Source organism: Klebsiella sp. OBRC7 (assembly GCF_000293135.1).
Lineage (GTDB): Bacteria > Pseudomonadota > Gammaproteobacteria > Enterobacterales > Enterobacteriaceae > Klebsiella > Klebsiella michiganensis.
In genome coordinates this window covers 143,694-162,897 of record NZ_ALNJ01000146.1, presented here as the reverse complement: position 1 = coordinate 162,897, position 19,204 = coordinate 143,694, and the positions used below count along the sequence as shown (strand labels likewise).

Sequence of the window (19,204 nt, the reverse complement as noted above, 5' to 3'; positions counted from 1 at the left end):
TCAGCGGCGCGGGTAATGGCAGTGATTCATTCAGCAGCCATTTAAACCGTTTGGTAAATGCGTTTTTTTAAGCGGTATTTACTAGCCAACAAATCCCTGCTCGCGCATACGCGCTATCGCCTCTTCGCTGGCGCAGACCATGCCCGTGGTCAGCGTTTCAAAACCAAAGCGGCGATAAAAGCCGACTTTATCCACCACCGAGTAGATGAAGGTTTTGCCGAACGGCCGCAGCCGATCGCTGACCGATTGCATCAGCTGCTGCCCGTACCCCTTTCCCTGACAGCGCGGGTGCACCGCGACATCCGCCAGATAGCTGCACCAGGTCAGGTCGCTAATCGCCCGGGCAACGGCAATAAGCTGCCCGTTTTCATAGCCAAACCAGCAAAAGGTACTATGGCGAAACGCACGCTCCACCAGCGCGACGTCCCGCTGATTGAGACCTGCGGCGGCGATAATCTCCGCCACCGTCAGCCAGTCAACCGAGTCCACGTGCTCTTTATCTTTTAATATCATCATGACGTTGCCTTTCACTCGCCTGCTTTGGCTTTCAGCATAGCCGAATGGCGCTAAAAAAAGCGCGCCCTGCCGCCCCGGTCAACAGCATTTTATGCTGGATAAAAAAGTATAAGCCGGGGAAATTTTCTGACACCGCGGCGTGAAAACAGCGCATTTATGCTTAACAGCGGCGAGTAATCGCCCTGCTAGCAGAATTAAATAAAATAACGCCATGTTCCAACGACCGAAAACGGGCAAAAAAAAACCGCCATGTGACTGGCGGTGAATGAATGCTTGCATGGATAGATTGTGTTTTGCATTTTTACGTTCAGAGCATAACCCCCTGAGTACGCTTGTCCGATAAGCTATCACGCGCAACATCAATGAAAGCTAAACGGACCGTTGCTTACAGCTTTTCCACCAGCGCTTTGATCTGCGCGACAAGACCCTCTTTCTCCTCCTGCCTGGCGCCCGCGCAGGGCCAGGTGGAGTGGCGGATAATCAGGCGCGTCGGCAGCAGCTCGCGGATCTTCATCTGCGGAGCGGACATGAGCTTGATAAGCAGCTCGACCGCCCGTTTCCCGAGAACATTAAAATCCTGGGCGACGGTGGTCAGCGGCGGCTGGAAATAGAGACTGTCCGCGGTATCGTCATAGCCGGTGACCGAGATAGCCTGGCTGCCGGTGCGGTTAAGCTGCGCCAGCGCGCTCAGCACCCCAAGCGCCATCTGATCGTTAGCCACCACGATGGCGCTAATGCGCGGATGATGATGCAGCAGCTCAAACGTTTTGTGCCAGCCGCTGGCGGCGCTCCAGTCGCCAAACACCGTCACCGCATTACTGACCCCCAGCCGGTGCAGCGCCTCGCGCCAGCTGCTCAGGCGCATACGCGCGGAAATCGAACTTTCCGGCCCGGCAAGCAGGCCGAACTCGCGGTGCCCGGCGTCCCAGAGATGACGTACGCAGGCGCCGCAGCCGTCGCGGTGATCGAAACGCACGCTGCAAACGTCGGCCTCCGGCGAAACGTCAAGAAACAGGCAGGCAATGTCGGGATTCTCCGCCACCAGCCGCTCCGCAAGACTGCTTTCGAGCGGCAGGCTGATAATCGCGCCGCGGATATGCTGGGCGCGAAACTCATTGAGCCTGGCCTGAAGCGACGGATAATCGATCTGCACCGGCATCGCAATTGAAACTTCAAGCTGATGCAAACCCGCATAGCTTTTCACCGCCGCGGCGATTTGCGAAGGCGCGTGCAGCGTTAGCGAGGCGGTAATCAGGCCAATCGACGGCGCGGATTTCCCCGCCAGCAGCTGCGCAGAACGGTTCGGCACATAGCGCAGCGCCTGCATCGCGCGGATCACTTTATCGCGGGTTCTTTCAGACACCACGTCCGGATTATTCAGCACTCGGGAGACCGTCTGCTGGGATACCCCGGCCTCGCGGGCCACATCTTCTAGCGTTGCCGATCGACGCTGCATAGCGCGCTCCTTCCCTATTTTGAACCCTCAATGTCGTCCGCTAACATTTTATGTTTAAAGGACGACAAAAATCAGCCCTTTTTCCAGCTTTTCGTGATCGCCAGTAGGTTTCATTTTCGCCAATATTGCGGCCTTGACGAAAATAACTGATAACAAATTTATATTGTCTAGCGAATGACATTTTTCTCACTTATCCTTCAGGTATGCGTATGCAACAACACGACTCAATCTCCGCCGCAGGAGCGACGTTTCATCAGGTTCTCGCCCGCGAAGACTGGCAAAACCAAACCATTACCCATCTCAACCGTTTACCGGCCCACCCGACGTTCGCCAGCTGGCGCGATACCGACGCGGCGCGGAAAAACCAGCCCTCGGCGTTCCGCCGCCGGCTTGACGGCCAGTGGCAGTTTTCCCTTGCCCGCAGCCCGTTTGATGTGGATGCCCGCTGGCTGAAAGACGATCTGCCGGACAGCCGCAGTACGCCGGTGCCGTCAAACTGGCAAATGGAAGGCTACGACGCCCCGATCTATACCAACGTCCGCTACCCGATCGACACTACGCCGCCGCGCGTGCCTGAGGAGAATCCAACCGGCTGCTACTCGCTGACGTTCAGCGTCGATGAGAGCTGGCGAGCCGACGGCGAGACGCAGATTATCTTCGACGGCGTTAATTCGGCTTTCCATCTGTGGTGCAACGGCGAATGGGTCGGTTATTCGCAGGACAGTCGCCTGCCCGCGGCCTTCGATCTCTCGCCCTACCTTCAGCCGGGCGATAACCGCATCTGCGTGATGGTGATGCGCTGGAGCGCGGGGACCTGGCTTGAAGACCAGGATATGTGGCGCATGAGCGGCATTTTCCGTTCGGTCTGGCTGCTGAACAAACCGACCCTGCACCTCAGCGACGTTCAGCTCACGCCGCAGCTCGATGCGCTTTACCGCGACGCCGAGCTGCTGGTGAACTTAAGCGTTGCCGCGCCGGTCGCGCTGCTGGAGGCGCTGACGGTGAAGGTTGAGCTGTGGGATGAGGATCGTCTGGTCGCCAGCCACCAGCAGTCGCCGGGTTCGCCGATTATCGATGAGCGCGGAAACTATGCCGAACGCGCGGCGATTCGTCTGCCGGTAGAAAAACCGGCGCTGTGGAGCGCGGAAACGCCAAACTGCTATCGGGCGGTGGTGTCCCTGTGCCGCGGCGATGAAACGATCGAGGCTGAAGCCTGGGATATCGGCTTTCGCCGGGTTGAAATCAAAAATGGCCTGCTGCTGTTAAACGGCAAACCGCTGCTGATCCGCGGCGTCAACCGTCACGAGCACCATCACCTGCGCGGCCAGGTGGTGACCGAAGAGGATATGGTGCAGGACATCCTGCTGATGAAGCAGAACAACTTTAACGCCGTGCGCTGCTCGCATTATCCAAACACTCCGCGCTGGTACGAGCTGTGCAATCGCTATGGCCTGTACGTCGTTGACGAAGCCAATATTGAAACCCACGGCATGGTGCCGATGAATCGTCTTTCCGACGATCCGGCCTGGCTGCCGGCCTTCAGCGCCCGCGTCAGCCGAATGCTGCAAAGCAACCGCAACCACCCGTCGATTATTATCTGGTCGCTGGGAAATGAATCCGGCGGCGGCGGCAACCATGAAGCGATGTATCACTGGCTGAAGCGCAACGACCCTTCCCGCCCGGTGCAGTACGAAGGCGGCGGCGCCGACAGCACCACCACCGATATTATCTGCCCGATGTACGCTCGCGTTGAGCGCGACCAGCTGATTCCAACGGTGCCAAAATGGGGGATCAAAAAGTGGATCAGTCTGCCGGGCGAGCAGCGACCGCTGATCCTCTGCGAATACGCCCACGCGATGGGCAACAGCCTCGGCAACTTTGCCGATTACTGGCAGGCCTTCCGCGACTATCCGCGCCTGCAGGGCGGATTTATCTGGGACTGGGCGGATCAGGCCATCAGCAAAACCTTCGACGATGGCAGCGTCGGCTGGGCCTACGGCGGTGATTTTGGCGATACGCCGAACGATCGCCAGTTCTGTATGAACGGCCTGGTCTTCCCCGACCGTCGCCCGCACCCTTCATTAATTGAGGCGAAACACGCGCAGCAGTACTTCCAGTTTACCCTGCTTGCGCAATCCCCGCTGCGGATCGGCGTCAGCAGCGAATATCTATTCCGCGCCACCGATAACGAAGCGCTGCGCTGGCAGGTCCAGGCCGGCGGAGAAACCTTTGCCGAGGGTCAAGTGAAGCTTGAGCTGAGCCCTGAAGGCCAGAGCGAGCTGACGCTGTGCGATGCGCTGGCGCTGCCCGTGGGCGCCGAAGCGGTGTGGCTGACGCTGGAGGTTGTCCAGCCAAAGGCCACCGCCTGGTCCGACGCCGGGCATCGCGTCGCCTGGCAGCAGTTCCCGCTCGCCGCCCCGCTGGCGCTGCGCCGGCCTTCCCCCGTCGGCACGGCGCCAGTGCTGGAGAGCAGCGACGCGGCCTGGACCGTACGCAGCGGCTCGCAGCAATGGACTATCGACCGGGAGAGCGGCCTGCTGACCCACTGGCAGGTCGAGGGTGTGGAACAGCTGCTGACGCCGCTGCGCGACCAGTTTGTGCGCGCGCCGCTGGATAACGATATCGGCGTCAGCGAAGTGGAGCGCATCGACCCCAACGCCTGGGTTGAACGCTGGAAGAGCGCCGGGCTCTACGGCCTCAGCGCCCGCTGCGTACAGTGCGACGCCCAGCGCCTGGCCCATGAAGTGGTTATCGATAGCCGCTGGCACTATCTGCGCGGCGACGAAGTGGTGATTGTCAGCCACTGGCGGATGACGTTTGATGGCGAAGGCAAGCTGCATCTGGCGGTCGATGGCGAACGCGCCGGCACCCTGCCGCCGCTGCCGCGCATCGGGCTGAATTTCCAGGTTCCGGACCAGCATCAACCGGTTTCCTGGCTCGGCTACGGCCCGCATGAAAACTATCCGGACCGCCGCACCAGCGCCTGTTTCTCCCGCTGGCAGCTGCCGCTGGAAGAGATGACCACACCGTACATTTTCCCGACGGAAAACGGCCTGCGCTGTGATAACAAAGCGCTGGACTGGGGGCGCTGGCACGTCGCGGGCGATTTCCACTTCTCCGTACAGCCCTACAGCACCGCGCAGTTAATGGAGACCGATCACTGGCACAGGATGAAGCCGGAAAACGGCGTCTGGATCGCGCTCGATGCTCAACACATGGGCATCGGCGGCGATGACTCCTGGACACCCAGCGTACTACAGGAATGGCTGCTGCTTGAGACACAATGGCAATATCAGTTAACGATTCATTTCCAATAATAATCGGGGGCGCCAGCCCCCAACCTTACAGGCATAATAATATGGAATATTCACAATGAAACTCTCTGAACTCGCGCCACGAGAACGGCATAATTTTATATATTTCATGCTGTTCTTTTTCTTCTACTATTTCATTATGTCAGCCTATTTCCCCTTTTTCCCGGTGTGGCTGGCGGAAGTTAACCATTTAACCAAAACCGAAACGGGGATCGTCTTCTCCTCCATTTCGCTATTCGCGATAATTTTCCAGCCGGTGTTTGGCCTGATTTCCGATAAGCTCGGCTTGCGCAAACATCTGCTGTGGACGATTACAATTTTATTAATTCTGTTTGCCCCTTTCTTTATTTTTGTTTTCTCGCCGCTGCTGCAGATGAATATCATCGCGGGCGCGCTGGTGGGCGGGATCTATCTGGGGATCGTCTTCTCCAGCGGCTCCGGGGCGGTAGAAGCCTATATTGAACGCGTCAGCCGCGCCAACCGTTTTGAATATGGTAAAGTGCGCGTCTCCGGCTGCATCGGCTGGGCGCTGTGCGCTTCGATCACCGGCATTCTGTTTAGTATCGACCCCAATATTACCTTCTGGATCGCCTCCGGCTTCGCGCTGATCCTCGGCGTGCTGCTGTGGGTTTCAAAACCGGAGAGCAGCAATAGCGCCGAGGTTATCGACGCCCTGGGCGCCAACCGTCAGGCCTTCTCAATGCGTACCGCCGCAGAGCTTTTGCGGATGCCGCGCTTCTGGGGCTTTATTATTTATGTCGTTGGCGTCGCCAGCGTCTATGACGTTTTCGACCAGCAGTTTGCCAACTTTTTTAAAGGCTTCTTCGCCAGCCCACAGCGCGGCACCGAAGTCTTTGGCTTCGTGACCACCGGTGGGGAATTACTCAATGCGCTGATCATGTTCTGCGCGCCGGCGATTATTAACCGAATTGGCGCCAAGAATGCCCTGTTAATTGCCGGGTTGATTATGTCAGTCCGCATTTTAGGCTCGTCTTTCGCGACCTCGGCGGTGGAAGTGATTATATTGAAAATGCTGCATATGTTTGAGATCCCGTTCCTGCTGGTCGGCACCTTTAAATATATCTCCTCGGCATTTAACCCCAAACTCTCGGCGACGCTGTTCCTGATCGGCTTTAATTTATCGAAACAGCTTTCAGGCGTGGTGCTCTCAGCGTGGGTGGGACGGATGTATGATACCGTCGGCTTCCATCAGGCTTATCTGATCCTGGGCTGTATTACCCTGAGCTTTACCGTTATTTCGCTGTTTACCCTGAAAGGCAGCAAAACGCTGCTGCCGGCCACGGCATAAAACCAGGCCGCCGGAAAGCCTCCGGCGGCGATTCGTTTCCGGGCCGGATTAGGCCCGTGCCGCTAGTCGGCGATCCGCGTTTCCCCGTCGCGATTTTCCAGGCCGTAAAGTCGTGCTTGCGCCATCGATGAAATCAGCTCAGCCAGCTCGGCGGAGTGGCTGGTTAACCAGATTTGGCTATAGCGCGAAGCTTCAACAATGAGCCGGGCCAGCGCGGGAAACATCTGGCGATGCAGGCTGTTTTCCGGCTCGTTAATGGCCAGAAACGCCGGAGGACGCGGGCTCAACAACGCCACCGCCAGGCACAGGAAGCGCAGGGTGCCGTCGGACATCTCCGCCGCCAGTAAAGGCCGCCAGACGCCGTTGCGGCGCATCTTTACCGAGAAACGCGAGTTTTCGTTTTCACAGTAGAAGGTACACTCCGGAAAGGCTTCGCCGAGGATTTCGTGCAGCAGCTCTTCCGCGCCGATTTCCACGATCGTCTGAAAGGCGGCGGCGAGGTTGTGTCCATCGCTGTCGAGCACCGGCGAGCGATAGCCGACTGTCGGGTGTCGCAGCGGTGAGAGTCTGCCAATATTAAATTCGTGATAAAAGCGCCAGTGGCGCATGGTTTCCCTGACCCGCGAAACCTCCGGAAAACGGTGCGGCTCGCCCAGTTGGCCAAAAATCGATTCATTCTCGTAAATGGCGTCGGTAAAGGTACTCTTTTCGCCATTCACATCCACCAGGAACGCCGCCTGGTTTTTACGCTCCAGCACGCGCGATGAAGGACGTCGGGAAAATCCCGCCAGCCAGATCGACTCTTCTTTAACGATCGGATCCAGCTGAAACTGGGTAGGGTAAGGCAGCTTTTCCGGAAAACCCACCAGCAGCTGGTAGTCAAACTCGTCGGTCACACAGCCAATCTGCAGCCGCCGCGGAAAGCGGTCGGTCGGCGCGCCTGGCCCGGACCACATAATGTTTTCCAGCCCGCCCTCATCGCTGATATAGCCAGAAAACTTCCCGTCGGCGCAGGCGGTTAACAGGTGGATGGCTTTATAGATATTGGACTTACCGCAGCCGTTGGGGCCAAAGACGATATTCAGCGCCCCGAGTTCCAGCTCAATATCCCTGACCGATCTGAAATTTTTTATCCGGATATGGTTAATCATAGATTCCCGAAACTGATAAAAGCGTTAGGCGCTACTGTATCGGAGGCGAAAGGAAAACAAAACAGGCGCGGACCGGACGACAGCTTGCCGCCCGGCTCCGGCTTAGCTGAAGAGTTTTTTCATGCCGCGGGTCAGCGCGACTCTTTTGAGTTTGTCCGTATCCTCATGGCTCTCGTTGAAAACGCCGAAAAAATAGCGTTCATCGTCGATAGTTTGCGATACGATTCTGTAGCTCAGCGGCTGGCCGGATTTCGCGCCGTACTGCGCGGGCGTCACGGAAATCTCCGTCGCGTTATCGGCGACGCTAACCATCAGGCCGTCGCCCTTCCCTCCAACCAGCATCACCTTAATTAACGGATGCACCATGTCCCTCCCGGGTTGAGGTCAATGATTAATTTGCGATGGCCGCAGGCTGACAGTTGGCCGTTGCACCGCCGTGGCCGGACTTGTCTTTAGCGGAGACCGACCGAGCGCCCTCTTTTCCAACAACGGGCGGCAACGGCACACCTTCTTTGTCCACCGCAGGCGACGCCTTCTGGCAGGTCGCCGTTTTCGTGGCCTCTGCGCCCCAGACAGGGGTTTGCAGATTAAGGATCGCCAAGGGAGCAAGCAGCAACGTGTTCTTCAGTACTTTCTTATAGTTCATACCGGCCTTGAGTAAAAAAATTTCTTTCTTATGCTGAGCTAAGCGCTGATTATTAGGAGTAAAAGCTGACAAATGATGAAGGAAAAAAGAGGAATTGTGAACATCAATAGTTCTTATTTATGAATTGCTGCCTTTCCTGCCCCCGTGCCCGACGGATCTTATCTCCAGGAATTACCTTAATCAATTGAAATGACGGCAATCCCACCCATTCTGGCGACGTTTCTTTTCGCCAGAGTGTAGCGCTTTTGTGGCAGAAACAGCGACCTGGTTTATATCCCGGACGTTGTGGAAAATTCCTGGAGTGAGGCTCACCGACGGCTGAGCATTTGTACTTCGCTTGTTAGCCACTAGACTTAAATAAGTCAAACCAAAGGAGACTCCCATGTCATCACAAGAGTATGAAAACGACGCGCAGAATCTGGCGGACAAAGTGAGCAACAAAGTCAATGAATTCGCCGGGGAAGCCCAGCAGCAATTTGGTGATGCGGTTGATTCGCCTAAACATCAGCTAAAAGGCGCGGCCCGTAAGTACGCCGCTCAGGCGTCGGATGCCGTTTCAGAGGTCTCGGAACGCGTCAGGGAAAATCCCCTAACCGGGCTACTGGCGGCCGGCGCCATCGGGCTGGTGATTGGTTTGCTGGCGGGAAGGAAATAACCCTATAAGGCCCTTTGGGCCTTAATTTTTGTCTCTCAAGCACGCCGATGCGCAAGCCAACTCAAATCGCCACAACGTCAGCAACCTCAAACTGAAAAACATACGGGTCGGAAAGCAGCTGAAACCGCTCATCATCCGCGTAGGTCACCGCCACATGATAGTCTTCACCGGCAAAGGCGATGACCGCATCCAGATTGTGCCAGTACGTTGCCAGGAAGAAGTGTTCCCACTCCCCCTGCGTTTCCCGTCTGACAAACGCCCCCGCGTTGCCGCTGATGCCCTGGGAATGCTGTACGCCTGTCGACTGCAGATGAACCGCAAACGCATCGCCAAACTCAACGGGAACACAACCATGCCAGGTTCTGACAATCATCTCCACACTCCATAAAAAATCAACAAAGATGCATTTATAGCAAATAAATTCCGATAAGAGTGACTTTTTATGCAATTACTTTATGCGAATCATACCGCCTGGTACATCCCGGACATTTGCAGGTATAATCTCACTCATTATTCAGCGGATTCAGACACGAAGATGACAAAACTCACCTTACAGGAACAAATGCTTAAAGCCGGGTTGGTAACCAGCAAAAAAATGGCCAAAGTTCAGAGAACGGCGAAAAAGTCCCGCGTTCAGGCTCGTGAAGCCAGAGAAGCAGTGGAAGAGAATAAAAAAGCGCAGCTTGAGCGAGATAAGCAGCTTAGCGAGCAGCAAAAGCAGGCGGCGCTCTCGAAAGAGTATAAAGCGCAGGTTAAGCAGCTCATTGAAATGAATAAAATCGATATTTCAAAAGGCAATATTGATTTTAACTTCACGGATAACAACTTCATTAAAAAAATCGCCGTGGATAAACTCACCCAGGCACAGCTGATTAGCGGCCGTCTCGCCATTGCCCGTCTGGCCGGCGATAACGACGGCGAAAGCAAATACGCGATTATCCCGGCGAGCGTCGCCGATAAAATCGCCCAGCGCGACGCCAGCAGCATTGTCTTAAACAGCGCGCTAAGTGCGGAAGAGCAGGACGAAGACGATCCGTATGCTGATTTTAAAGTTCCCGATGATTTGATGTGGTAAGCAATACGGGCCTGCGCAGACCGGAGATTCAGGCCTGGTCTGCGCAGGCGTTGCGCTTTACACTCCGCGCAGCAAAAATTGAGTAGATAAACGATTAACCAGGCGGTAACGGCGATGAACGGAACGATCACAACGTGGTTTAAAGATAAAGGTTTTGGATTTATCAAAGATGAAAACGGCGATAATCGCTATTTTCATGTGATTAAGGTTGCCAACCCGGAACTCATTAAAAAAGATGCAGCAGTCACTTTCGAACCCACCACCAATAACAAGGGTTTGTCAGCCTATGCGGTAAAAGTCCTGCCGGAAAGCAAATATATCTATATTGCAGGCGAGCGGATTAAGCTTACATCGATCAAATCTTTCCTGGTATACAGCGAGGAAGAGCCCGCCGATGCCCGCATCGACAAAGAGAATGCGGTCCTTTCCGTAGGCCTGTTGATGGGAAACATCAGGCCAAAATCCACCGCTAAGCCTGGCGAAATGCGCTCGGTGAAAAAGCTGGCCATTACCACCTTCCAGGGAACCACCCTCATCTTCTCAGAAGATGAGATAGATATTGAAGCCACGGTAAAACTGCTTAAGGTGTGAAAGCGTACGGCTCAACAAACCGGGCTCTGCGCCCGGTTTGGGAGTGATGACAAATCTGTTTAAACATCTTCACCGGGTGGCGGTTGACGCCTTACCCGGCCTGCCAATATCAGAGTCACAATCTGCCGCGCAGTTTCTTCGGACTCGTGCAAGCGAAGCGCCGTCAGGTAATTCCCGCCGTTCTGTTCTTTATCCGCAATGGGACGCCGGGCTCTGCGTCCTTTTATTAACCAGATAATTTTTCTCCTCCCTCAGCCAATATCCGCCTGCCTCTCGGTTTATTCCAGTCGCGCGCGCGTTATGCCCGTAAAAACATGACGCAAAATACGCTAATCCGCATTAGCTGTTAAAAAAGGTTATTATTACCCTAAATAATTCAAGTTACAGGACAAGGCACTCGTGCCTTGAACAGCGCTTACGCTGGCCTCGAAGGGGCGAGGCCGCAGGCAGACATTATATTGAGCCTTGTTGATACCCTATTTTCATTTGCCTTGCGCACGGTGATGAGTAAGGTAAGTCCTAAAATGTTCCCGGCGGTAAACGGTTTGTTGGTTTTGCCCGCAGCGCGAGGCTAAAATTTTGCCGCTATGGTACTGCCTCCATAGCACATTGCTCACCTGCAGCTCTTGCATACGGTTTGCAGGTGAGCAGCCTTATCCGCAGCAAAATTTACTTATTCACATTTTATCCGCTGATTTCTTGATATATCGGCGATCCGTTGCATAATGAAGTCTACGCACATCGCGCCCTTCTTTAGGGGATACGCCAGTAGCAGCGCTTTTGGACATAACCGCTTCTGCAGCTAGCCCCCATCCGGCTTGATCATCGACATCTCTCAGTAACAGAGTTTTTGGATGTTATTCAATAGCTTTTTCCTGTGAAGTCAGAAATGCGTTTTCTCAAAAAAATCTTGAAGTGAGGATTTAAGCCTATGAAATATGTATAGTTACCTTGATATAGAAAAAATCAAAGCCAATCTTGAGTGGATTGTTAATCAATCTTTAGCAAACTCTGAGATGCCCTCCGTTTCCGATCGCAAAACAATCTACAGCCTTCTGGAGCTCATACAGACCTATGACGGACTGCTGGAGTTAATTGTCCAATACGGAATTACCGTAGTCGATAAGGAAATCATCGAAGGCTTGTCGCTTACAGAAGAGTTTATCGCTAAGGTCAAATCGAATGCGAATGCATTTTAACCATGCCCTGGCACCTCTGCAGTATCACGTCCCCATCTTGATGAATGTAAGGCTTCAGTTTGGGAAGGAAAAACGGACAAAAAACGGGCCTGGCGCTCGGCCCTCTTCACGTGACAAACGCCGGACTAACCCAGTCCGCGGTTTTCCCGCATCAGTTCATTCTCAACAGCGCGCTCGCGCCAGTGGCGACAAAGCGCAGTTAAATCAAAATCCGTGCCGCGAGACAAAATGGCCTCGCGGAAACGCTGGCCCTATCCGCGGGTTAAACCGCCCAGCTCAACGCGTCCCGGATAGCTACGCGGTTGAAGTATCAAATCAACGGCATGCATGCCGTTAAATGAGGAATAGCGTCTCGCCCTATGATTCAATGGACGTCGCTAAAGATTAGCTTTCGATGCTATAATCATATGATTTTCTGAATGATTGCCATTAATTAATAAGATCCATGAATACAAATTACCACTGGCATAACAAACCCTGGCAGTTAGTGCGATTGAAAATCGCTGAAAAATAAACAAATCACTTTCACAAGCCGCTGATTTGGCTGCAGATTCTCATTAAAAAGTTATAAAAAATTTTTCTTTAACGCTATTGCCATTATATTAAACAAGAAATACCCCAATCTCATTGGGCGTTACTTAAATAAAACATCATACGTCGTTCGAAATCCCTTCCACTTTCTTTTTAAAAGAAGAACATCATACTAAAATCGCCATCACCACCAAAAATATTTATTTAGAAAAGTCCATAAAGGAACTTACCCAAGAAATTGCGAATAATGAAAAACCCCAGTTAGACAACAATCAGGAACTTATCAGATCCTTTTTCATCGTTATAAGAAAAACATCTCTCCATTTTAATTATAATTTCATGCACTTGCTTTTAAAACTCAACTTTTTCTGTCTTTAAAATCCGAAAATCCAGAAATCAGTGAAACCAGCAATATAAAACCGCTAATACCAGAAGCAATATATTAGCCATACTCAATCCGTTCAATGAAAGATTAATATTATTTTTCGCCAAAAAAACCTCATGCCGGAGTTCATGTTTTTAAGCAAAAGTGGCCAGCGCGTCGATGCACGGGATTACCTAAAAGCGACAAACGATCCGGAGAGCACTAAATTTGGCAGAGACATTTTGCAGGGATTTTGAGGAAGAAAAAAAACAAAAAACCGGGCGCTGGGCCCGGTCTTCTTCTACTTGTCAAAACGCTCGATTAGCTCAGCCCGCGGTTTTCCAGCATCGGCTCAATCTGCGGATCGTGTCCGCGCCACTGGCGATAAAGTTCAGCTAAATCAGTGCTATTGCCGCGAGACAAAATCGCTTCGCGGAAGCGCTGGCCGTTTTCACGGGTTAAACCACCCTGCTCAACAAACCACTGGTAGCCGTCATCCGCCAGCATCTGCGTCCACAGATAGGCGTAATAACCCGCGGCGTAGCCGCCGCCGAAGATATGCGAAAAGTAGCTGCTACGATAGCGTGGCGGCACGGCGGCCAGATCCATATTCTCCGCACGCAGGGACGCGGCTTCAAACGCATCGACATCGTTCGGGAATTGATCCTCCCTCACACTATGCCAGTGCATATCCAGCAGCGCCGCAGCGAGCAGTTCGCTCATGTCGTAGCCTTTATTAAACTTCGCCGCGCGAAACATGCTGTCGCGCAGCGCGGCCGGCATGATTTCCCCGGTTTGATGATGCCGCGCATAGTGGGCAAATACCTGCGGCTCGCTGGCCCAGTGTTCATAAATCTGTGAAGGAAACTCAACAAAATCGCGCGGCGTATTGGTTCCCGACAGGCTGGCATACTTCTGGTTGGCAAACAGGCCGTGCAGGGTATGCCCAAATTCGTGAAATAAGGTGATGACCTCATCCCAGGAAAGCAGCGCGCTATGTCCGGCTTTGGGTTTCTGGTAGTTACAAACGTTATAAATCACCGGATGCTGCGCACGCAGGGTGGATTGTTCAATAAATACGCCCATCCACGCCCCGCCGCTTTTGCTGTCCCGCGAGAAGTAGTCGCCGTAGAACAGCGCAATCCCCTCTCCGTTAGCGTCGATAATTTCCCATACCTGCACGTCCGGATGATAAACCGGAATATCGAATCGCTCGACAAAGCGAATCCCGAACAGCTGTGTTGCCGTCCAGAACACGCCGTCGCGCAGGACGCGGTCGAGGGCAAAATAGGGCTTGAGCTGCGCTTCATCGATGGCAAATTTCGCCCTGCGCACCTGCTCGGCGTAATAGAGCCAGTCCCACGCGGCCGCGCGGAAATCACCGCCTTCATTATCAATAACTTGCTGAATATCCGCCAGTTCCTGCTCTGCCCGCGCCTTCGCTGCCGGGGCGATTCGCCGCATAAAGGCAAACGCTTCTGCCGGATCGCCCGCCATCTGATCGGCCATTGACCAGCTGGCGAAGTCATCAGCGCCCAGCAGCTGCGCTTTGCGCGCGCGGAGTGCCGCTAGCCGCAGCACCAGCTCGCGAGTGTCATTCGCATCGCCCTTCTGATTTCGCGTCCAGCCTGCTGCAAACAAATTCTCTCGCGTCTGCCTGTCCTTCAGCGAAAGCAGCGCGGGCTGCTGGGTCGTATTGAGTAAAGGCAGCAGCCAGCGACCACCTAACCCCTTCTCCTGCGCGGCTTCTGCCGCTGCGCTTATCTCATCGTCGCTAAGCCCTGCGAGCTGATGAGCGTAATCCACCACCAGACCACCAGATTTTACCGCCGCCAGCAGGCGCTGCTGAAACTGGCTTTGCAGCGCTGCCGTTTCGGTATTCAACGCGCGAAGCGCCGCTTTGTGATCGTCCGCAAGCGTGGCTCCTGCAAGGGTAAAGCGTTGCCAGGTCACCTCCAGCAGACGTCGGGATTCGGCGTCAAGGGAGAGCGACTCTCGCCGCTCCCACACCTGCTTCACGCGCTGAAAAAGGGCATCGTTGAGCCAGATATCATTCGCCAGTTCCGCCATCTCAGAGGAAAACTGCTCATCAAGCGCCTGAATGGCCGGATTGGTCTCCGCGCCCGCCATCGCGAAAAAAACGTTGGTTACCCGAGCCAGCAGCTGGCCGCTCTGTTCCAGGGCTTCCAGCGTGTTGGCAAAATCAGCCGGCTGCAGGTTATTCACGATAGCGGCAATCTCTGCGCGCTGGCGACGAACGCCCTCGTCGAAGGCCGGACGGTAATGACTCACGTCAATCAAATCGAAATGCGGCGCCTGATAAGGCAGCAGACTGACGCAAAAAAAAGGATTGTTCTCCGACATCTTCATCTCCTGGACACGATTATTCTGTAAGATTAGGCAACTCATTGATTGACCGCAATGATTACTCTGTTCACCGCCGCGTTCGGCAGGGAGGTCTGGTGATTTCCATTACCCGTCGCCGGGATCGCGTGCTATGGTATGAAGACACAAAAATCTTTGAGGAACAGTAAGATGATTATCCTGGTTACCGGAGCAACAGCGGGTTTTGGTGAAAGCATAACTCGCCGTTTTATCGCTAACGGTCACAAAGTGATTGCCACCGGGCGTCGCGAAGAACGCCTGAAAACGCTTAAAGATGAGCTGGGCGAGAACCTTTATACCGCCCAGCTGGACGTGCGCAACCGTGCAGCCATTGAAGAGCTGATTGCCGGACTGCCGGCAGACTGGCAGGCGATTGATGTTCTCGTCAATAATGCCGGGCTGGCGCTGGGTCTGGAGCCCGCGCATAAAGCCAACATTGAAGACTGGGAAGACATGATTGACACCAATAACAAAGGGCTGGTGTATATGACCCGTGCCGTTCTGCCAGGAATGGTTGAGCGTAATCGCGGCCACGTTATCAATATCGGTTCGGTCGCCGGCGCCTGGCCTTATGCTGGCGGTAACGTCTACGGCGCGACCAAAGCGTTTGTGCGTCAGTTCAGCCTCAATCTGCGTACCGACCTTCACGGTACCGCCCTTCGCGTGACCGATATTGAGCCCGGCCTGGTCGGCGGCACCGAGTTCTCTAACGTGCGCTTTAAAGGTGATGACGCTAAAGCCGAGAAAGCCTACGAAAATACTCAGGCCCTGACTCCGGAAGACGTCACCGAAGCGGTCTGGTGGGTCGCAACCCTGCCAAAACACGTCAACATTAATACCCTGGAAATCATGCCGGTGAGCCAAAGTTTTGCCGGACTGAACGTGCACCGCCAGGGCTAAGCTCTGTGACCCGGCCCGCGGGCCGGGTCTGGGCTGGAAGACAAAAAACGCGTAAAATAGCGCAAATACCTCATATAAAAGTAATCATCCATGGCCGCAGAAGCACAACTGAATCCGACACAGCCCGTTAATCAGCAAATTTATCGTATCCTGCGTCGGGATATCGTCCATTGTCTGATCCCGCCAGGCACCCCGCTTTCGGAAAAAGAAGTCTCCGTGCGCTTTGACGTTTCCCGGCAACCGGTACGGGAAGCTTTTATCAAACTGGCTGAAAATGGCTTAATTCAGATCCGTCCGCAGCGCGGCAGCTATGTGAATAAAATCTCGCTCTCGCAGGTGCGTAACGGCTGTTTTGTCCGCCAGGCCATCGAATGCGCCGTGGTGCGACGCGCCGCCGGAATGGTGAATGATGAACAGCTCTACCAGCTTGAGCAAAATCTCAATCAGCAGCGTACGGCGGTGGAGCGGCAGCAGTTAACGGATTTTTTCCAGCTGGATGACGAATTTCACCAAAAGCTCTCGCAAATCGCCGACTGCCAGCTAGCCTGGGATACCGTTGAGAATATTAAAGCCACCATTGACCGGGTGCGCTATATGAGCCTCGATCATGTGACCCCTCCCGATATGATGCTGCGTCAGCACTATGATATTTTCCAGCCGCTGGTCGCCCGCAATCCGGATGCGGTTGAAAAAGCCATGCGCCTGCATCTGCAAGAAATTAGCGAGTCCGTGCTGCTTGTACGTCAGGAAAATAGCGACTGGTTCAGTGAGGAATAAAACGAGTTGCGGCAGAACAGGTTTTCTGCCGCGAGAGATTGATGATGAGTCTTATCTGACAACCAGAACTGGTATTTTAGCGTGACGTAAAATCGACTCAGCGTTTGAACCAAGAAGATGAGTGGATATACCCGGCTTGCGGGAACCAATAACGATAACGTCAAAATCCTCATTGCCGCTCACCGCCAGAATTTCATCGCGCACGTTGCCAAAGACCACTCTGGAATGAATCCGCCCGGCGGGAATGGAGAACAGACGGGATATCGTCTTCATCTTTTTCTCAGACTCCTCACGCATATAGGCTTCAAACTTTCGTATATCGGCCGCAAAACCGCGTAAAATTGAGCTGCTGCTGTTCGGCAGAACGTTGAGCAGCGTAATCTCCCCTTCATCCGCTGATGCTAAAAACTCAGCATGGCGAACCGCTTTGTCACTTAAATCCATTTCAAAAACGTCTACGGGTAGCAAAATTTTTTTGTACATAGTCCGTTCTCCTTTTTTCTGAGGAAACTTAGTAAGTTAACTCATCATGCCATATTTACTTCACCAGGAGAATGAATAATCATCCAGATAAATATTTAATTCATTAAAATAAACACCAGTTATTTATACTTAGCTGTTGTTAGATAAAGTTTTGTATATACAACGATCTGGATCAAAGATTACCCCTGACGGGAAATATATCTCTGGTGGGAAAAGCGTTCAGGGATTAAGCGTGAGGGCAATGCCGCCGGGACCGGCGGCACGCGGGCGAAAGAAATTAGTTTGCCTGAGCCCAGGCCGCTACGGTCGCTTTTGCGCCGTGCTGCTGAAGGGATAAATAAGCGCGCACCACCGCGTTGACGAAACGGCTCTCCTGGGGCAGACTGGCACCGAAAATAGCCTCAATACCCAGCAGCGCGCGCACGCGTTCTTCGCCGTCTGCGCTATTCTGTACGGTTTGCGCAATCACCGGCAGTAAAGGATCTGAGATTTCAATCGCCTGCCCCTGGTCATCCACACCGCTGACATAGCGCATCCAGGCCGCGACGCCCATTGCCAACAGCGTAAAGTCGCCGCCATGCGCCAGATGCCAGCGAATCGAATCCAGCATCCTCTGCGGCAGTTTCTGACTGCCGTCCATCGCTATCTGCCAGGTGCGGTGCTTCAGCGCCGGGTTGCTATAGCGTTCGATCAGCAGACCGGCATAGCGTGCCAGATCCACACCCTGCACGTTCAGCGTCGGCGCCTGCTCCTCCAGCATCAGCGCACGCGCGGCGCGACGGTAGTTTTCGTCCTGCATACAGTCATTAATATGCTGGTATCCCGCCAGATAGCCCAGCCAGGCAAGAAACGAGTGGCTGCCATTCAGCATGCGCAGCTTCATCTCTTCAAAGGGCAGCACGTCCGACACCAGCTCAGCGCCGGCTTTTTCCCACTGCGGACGACCGGCGACAAAGTTGTCTTCAATGACCCACTGGCGAAACGGTTCGCAGGCGACGCCGGCCGGGTCGCGAACGCCGGTGAGCTGTTCAATTTTCTCCAGCGTTTCGGCATTCACCGCCGGTACGATGCGGTCTACCATGGTAGAAGGGAAAGTGACACTGCGCGCAATCCACTCGGCTAATTCGGCATCAACGGCGCGGGCATAGGCGCAGACGACATTACGCATGACGTGACCGTTTTCCGGCATATTGTCGCAGGACATCACGCTGAAGGCCGGCAGACCTGCCGCCTTGCGGCGTGCCAGCGCTTCTACCACCACTCCCGGCGCGGATTTCGGTTGATGAGGGTTTTGCAAATCGGCAACAATCAACGGGTGGTCTAACTGCAGTTCACCGCTGGCCGGCGAGTGGCAGTAGCCTTTTTCGGTAATGGTCAATGATACAATAGCGACCTGAGGCTCGCACATTTTTGCCAGCACGCTTTCCAGACCATCGACCTGGGCATGCATCGCCTCTTTAACCACGCCAACAATGCGGGCGGTCCAGGCATCCGCCGACATTTCGGCGACGGTGTAAAGTAAATCCTGCTGTTGCAGATCGGCGATTTGCTGCTCGCCACCGATCAGGTTCACTTCGGTATAGCCCCAGTCGCTGCCGTGTTCTGTCGCCAGAATATCGGCATATACCGCCTGGTGAGCGCGATGAAATGCGCCAAAGCCCAAATGAACGATACGTGGAATAAGACGGTTGCGATCGTAAGCTGGCAGCGTGGCGTTCGCGGTTAATAGCATATGTTCCATGGTGGCTCTCATATTTATGATTTCTGGATCCCCACGGTAAGTGGGAACCGGCTGGTGAAATAAACCATCTCATGCAATTGGTATAATATCTTTGACTTCCATCAACTACCA

17 protein-coding genes are annotated in these 19,204 nt (G+C 54.0%); 8 read left to right on the top strand and 9 right to left on the bottom strand.

Annotated features, from left to right (window positions below):
• Positions 1-81: 81 nt before the first annotated feature.
• Both HMPREF1144_RS28450 and HMPREF1144_RS28445 read right to left on the bottom strand, forming a co-directional pair.
• Positions 82-516 carry a GNAT family N-acetyltransferase gene (locus tag HMPREF1144_RS28450; RefSeq protein WP_004851221.1) on the bottom strand — a complete coding sequence of 145 codons (435 nt, stop codon included), beginning with the start codon at positions 514-516 and terminating at the stop codon, positions 82-84.
• Between the two features lie 385 nt (positions 517-901).
• Positions 902-1,972: a LacI family DNA-binding transcriptional regulator gene (locus HMPREF1144_RS28445; protein ID WP_009654785.1), complete on the bottom strand. Its 1,071-nt coding sequence runs from the start codon at positions 1,970-1,972 to the stop codon at positions 902-904.
• A 209-nt stretch (positions 1,973-2,181) separates the two neighbouring features.
• Between HMPREF1144_RS28445 and HMPREF1144_RS28440 the strand changes: the two genes are divergently transcribed.
• Positions 2,182-5,289 (top strand): beta-galactosidase, encoded by a 3,108-nt coding sequence (locus HMPREF1144_RS28440; RefSeq protein ID WP_009654781.1) that lies wholly within the window; start codon positions 2,182-2,184, stop codon positions 5,287-5,289.
• Between the two features lie 55 nt (positions 5,290-5,344).
• The gene (locus HMPREF1144_RS28435; protein ID WP_004851226.1) at positions 5,345-6,595 is read left to right on the top strand and encodes an MFS transporter; all 1,251 of its coding nucleotides are present in this window, start codon (positions 5,345-5,347) and stop codon (positions 6,593-6,595) included.
• A 62-nt stretch (positions 6,596-6,657) separates the two neighbouring features.
• On the opposite strand, the gene HMPREF1144_RS28430 is transcribed toward HMPREF1144_RS28435, so the two are convergent.
• From HMPREF1144_RS28430 to HMPREF1144_RS28420, 3 genes are all read right to left on the bottom strand, one after another.
• The gene (locus HMPREF1144_RS28430; protein WP_009654696.1) at positions 6,658-7,746 is read right to left on the bottom strand and encodes an AAA family ATPase; all 1,089 of its coding nucleotides are present in this window, start codon (positions 7,744-7,746) and stop codon (positions 6,658-6,660) included.
• A 102-nt stretch (positions 7,747-7,848) separates the two neighbouring features.
• Positions 7,849-8,109: a hypothetical protein gene (locus HMPREF1144_RS28425; RefSeq protein WP_014229513.1), complete on the bottom strand. Its 261-nt coding sequence runs from the start codon at positions 8,107-8,109 to the stop codon at positions 7,849-7,851.
• A gap of 28 nt (positions 8,110-8,137) precedes the next feature.
• Positions 8,138-8,392: a hypothetical protein gene (locus tag HMPREF1144_RS28420; RefSeq protein WP_004851231.1), complete on the bottom strand. Its 255-nt coding sequence runs from the start codon at positions 8,390-8,392 to the stop codon at positions 8,138-8,140.
• 382 nt (positions 8,393-8,774) lie between these two features.
• On the opposite strand from HMPREF1144_RS28420, the gene HMPREF1144_RS28415 reads away from it, so the two are divergent.
• The gene (locus tag HMPREF1144_RS28415) at positions 8,775-9,047 is read left to right on the top strand and encodes a DUF883 family protein (RefSeq protein WP_004851233.1); all 273 of its coding nucleotides are present in this window, start codon (positions 8,775-8,777) and stop codon (positions 9,045-9,047) included.
• A gap of 61 nt (positions 9,048-9,108) precedes the next feature.
• Here the strand turns inward: HMPREF1144_RS28415 and HMPREF1144_RS28410 are convergent, their stop codons facing one another.
• A complete protein-coding gene (locus HMPREF1144_RS28410) occupies positions 9,109-9,420 on the bottom strand; it encodes a hypothetical protein (protein WP_009654705.1) in 312 nt (103 codons plus the stop codon).
• A gap of 162 nt (positions 9,421-9,582) precedes the next feature.
• Between HMPREF1144_RS28410 and HMPREF1144_RS28405 the strand changes: the two genes are divergently transcribed.
• The 3 genes from HMPREF1144_RS28405 (at position 9,583) to HMPREF1144_RS28395 (ending at position 11,912) form a co-directional block, all read left to right on the top strand.
• Positions 9,583-10,122 (top strand): DUF2058 domain-containing protein, encoded by a 540-nt coding sequence (locus tag HMPREF1144_RS28405; RefSeq protein WP_025105772.1) that lies wholly within the window; start codon positions 9,583-9,585, stop codon positions 10,120-10,122.
• 114 nt (positions 10,123-10,236) lie between these two features.
• Positions 10,237-10,713: a cold-shock protein gene (locus HMPREF1144_RS28400; RefSeq protein ID WP_004851238.1), complete on the top strand. Its 477-nt coding sequence runs from the start codon at positions 10,237-10,239 to the stop codon at positions 10,711-10,713.
• 938 nt (positions 10,714-11,651) lie between these two features.
• Positions 11,652-11,912 carry a hypothetical protein gene (locus HMPREF1144_RS28395; protein WP_004851240.1) on the top strand — a complete coding sequence of 87 codons (261 nt, stop codon included), beginning with the start codon at positions 11,652-11,654 and terminating at the stop codon, positions 11,910-11,912.
• A 1,216-nt stretch (positions 11,913-13,128) separates the two neighbouring features.
• Here HMPREF1144_RS28395 and dcp read toward each other — a convergent pair.
• Positions 13,129-15,171: a peptidyl-dipeptidase Dcp gene (dcp, locus tag HMPREF1144_RS28390; RefSeq protein WP_009654704.1), complete on the bottom strand. Its 2,043-nt coding sequence runs from the start codon at positions 15,169-15,171 to the stop codon at positions 13,129-13,131.
• A gap of 171 nt (positions 15,172-15,342) precedes the next feature.
• On the opposite strand from dcp, the gene ydfG reads away from it, so the two are divergent.
• On the top strand, positions 15,343-16,092 hold the full coding sequence (ydfG, locus tag HMPREF1144_RS28385; RefSeq protein WP_004851244.1) for a bifunctional NADP-dependent 3-hydroxy acid dehydrogenase/3-hydroxypropionate dehydrogenase YdfG: 750 nt from the start codon (positions 15,343-15,345) through the stop codon (positions 16,090-16,092).
• 90 nt (positions 16,093-16,182) lie between these two features.
• A complete protein-coding gene (locus HMPREF1144_RS28380; protein WP_004851246.1) occupies positions 16,183-16,869 on the top strand; it encodes a GntR family transcriptional regulator in 687 nt (228 codons plus the stop codon).
• 51 nt (positions 16,870-16,920) lie between these two features.
• On the opposite strand, the gene HMPREF1144_RS28375 is transcribed toward HMPREF1144_RS28380, so the two are convergent.
• Both HMPREF1144_RS28375 and HMPREF1144_RS28370 read right to left on the bottom strand, forming a co-directional pair.
• Positions 16,921-17,352 (bottom strand): universal stress protein, encoded by a 432-nt coding sequence (locus HMPREF1144_RS28375; RefSeq protein ID WP_004851249.1) that lies wholly within the window; start codon positions 17,350-17,352, stop codon positions 16,921-16,923.
• A gap of 277 nt (positions 17,353-17,629) precedes the next feature.
• Positions 17,630-19,093 (bottom strand): mannitol dehydrogenase family protein, encoded by a 1,464-nt coding sequence (locus tag HMPREF1144_RS28370; protein ID WP_042928702.1) that lies wholly within the window; start codon positions 19,091-19,093, stop codon positions 17,630-17,632.
• Positions 19,094-19,204: the final 111 nt, after the last annotated feature.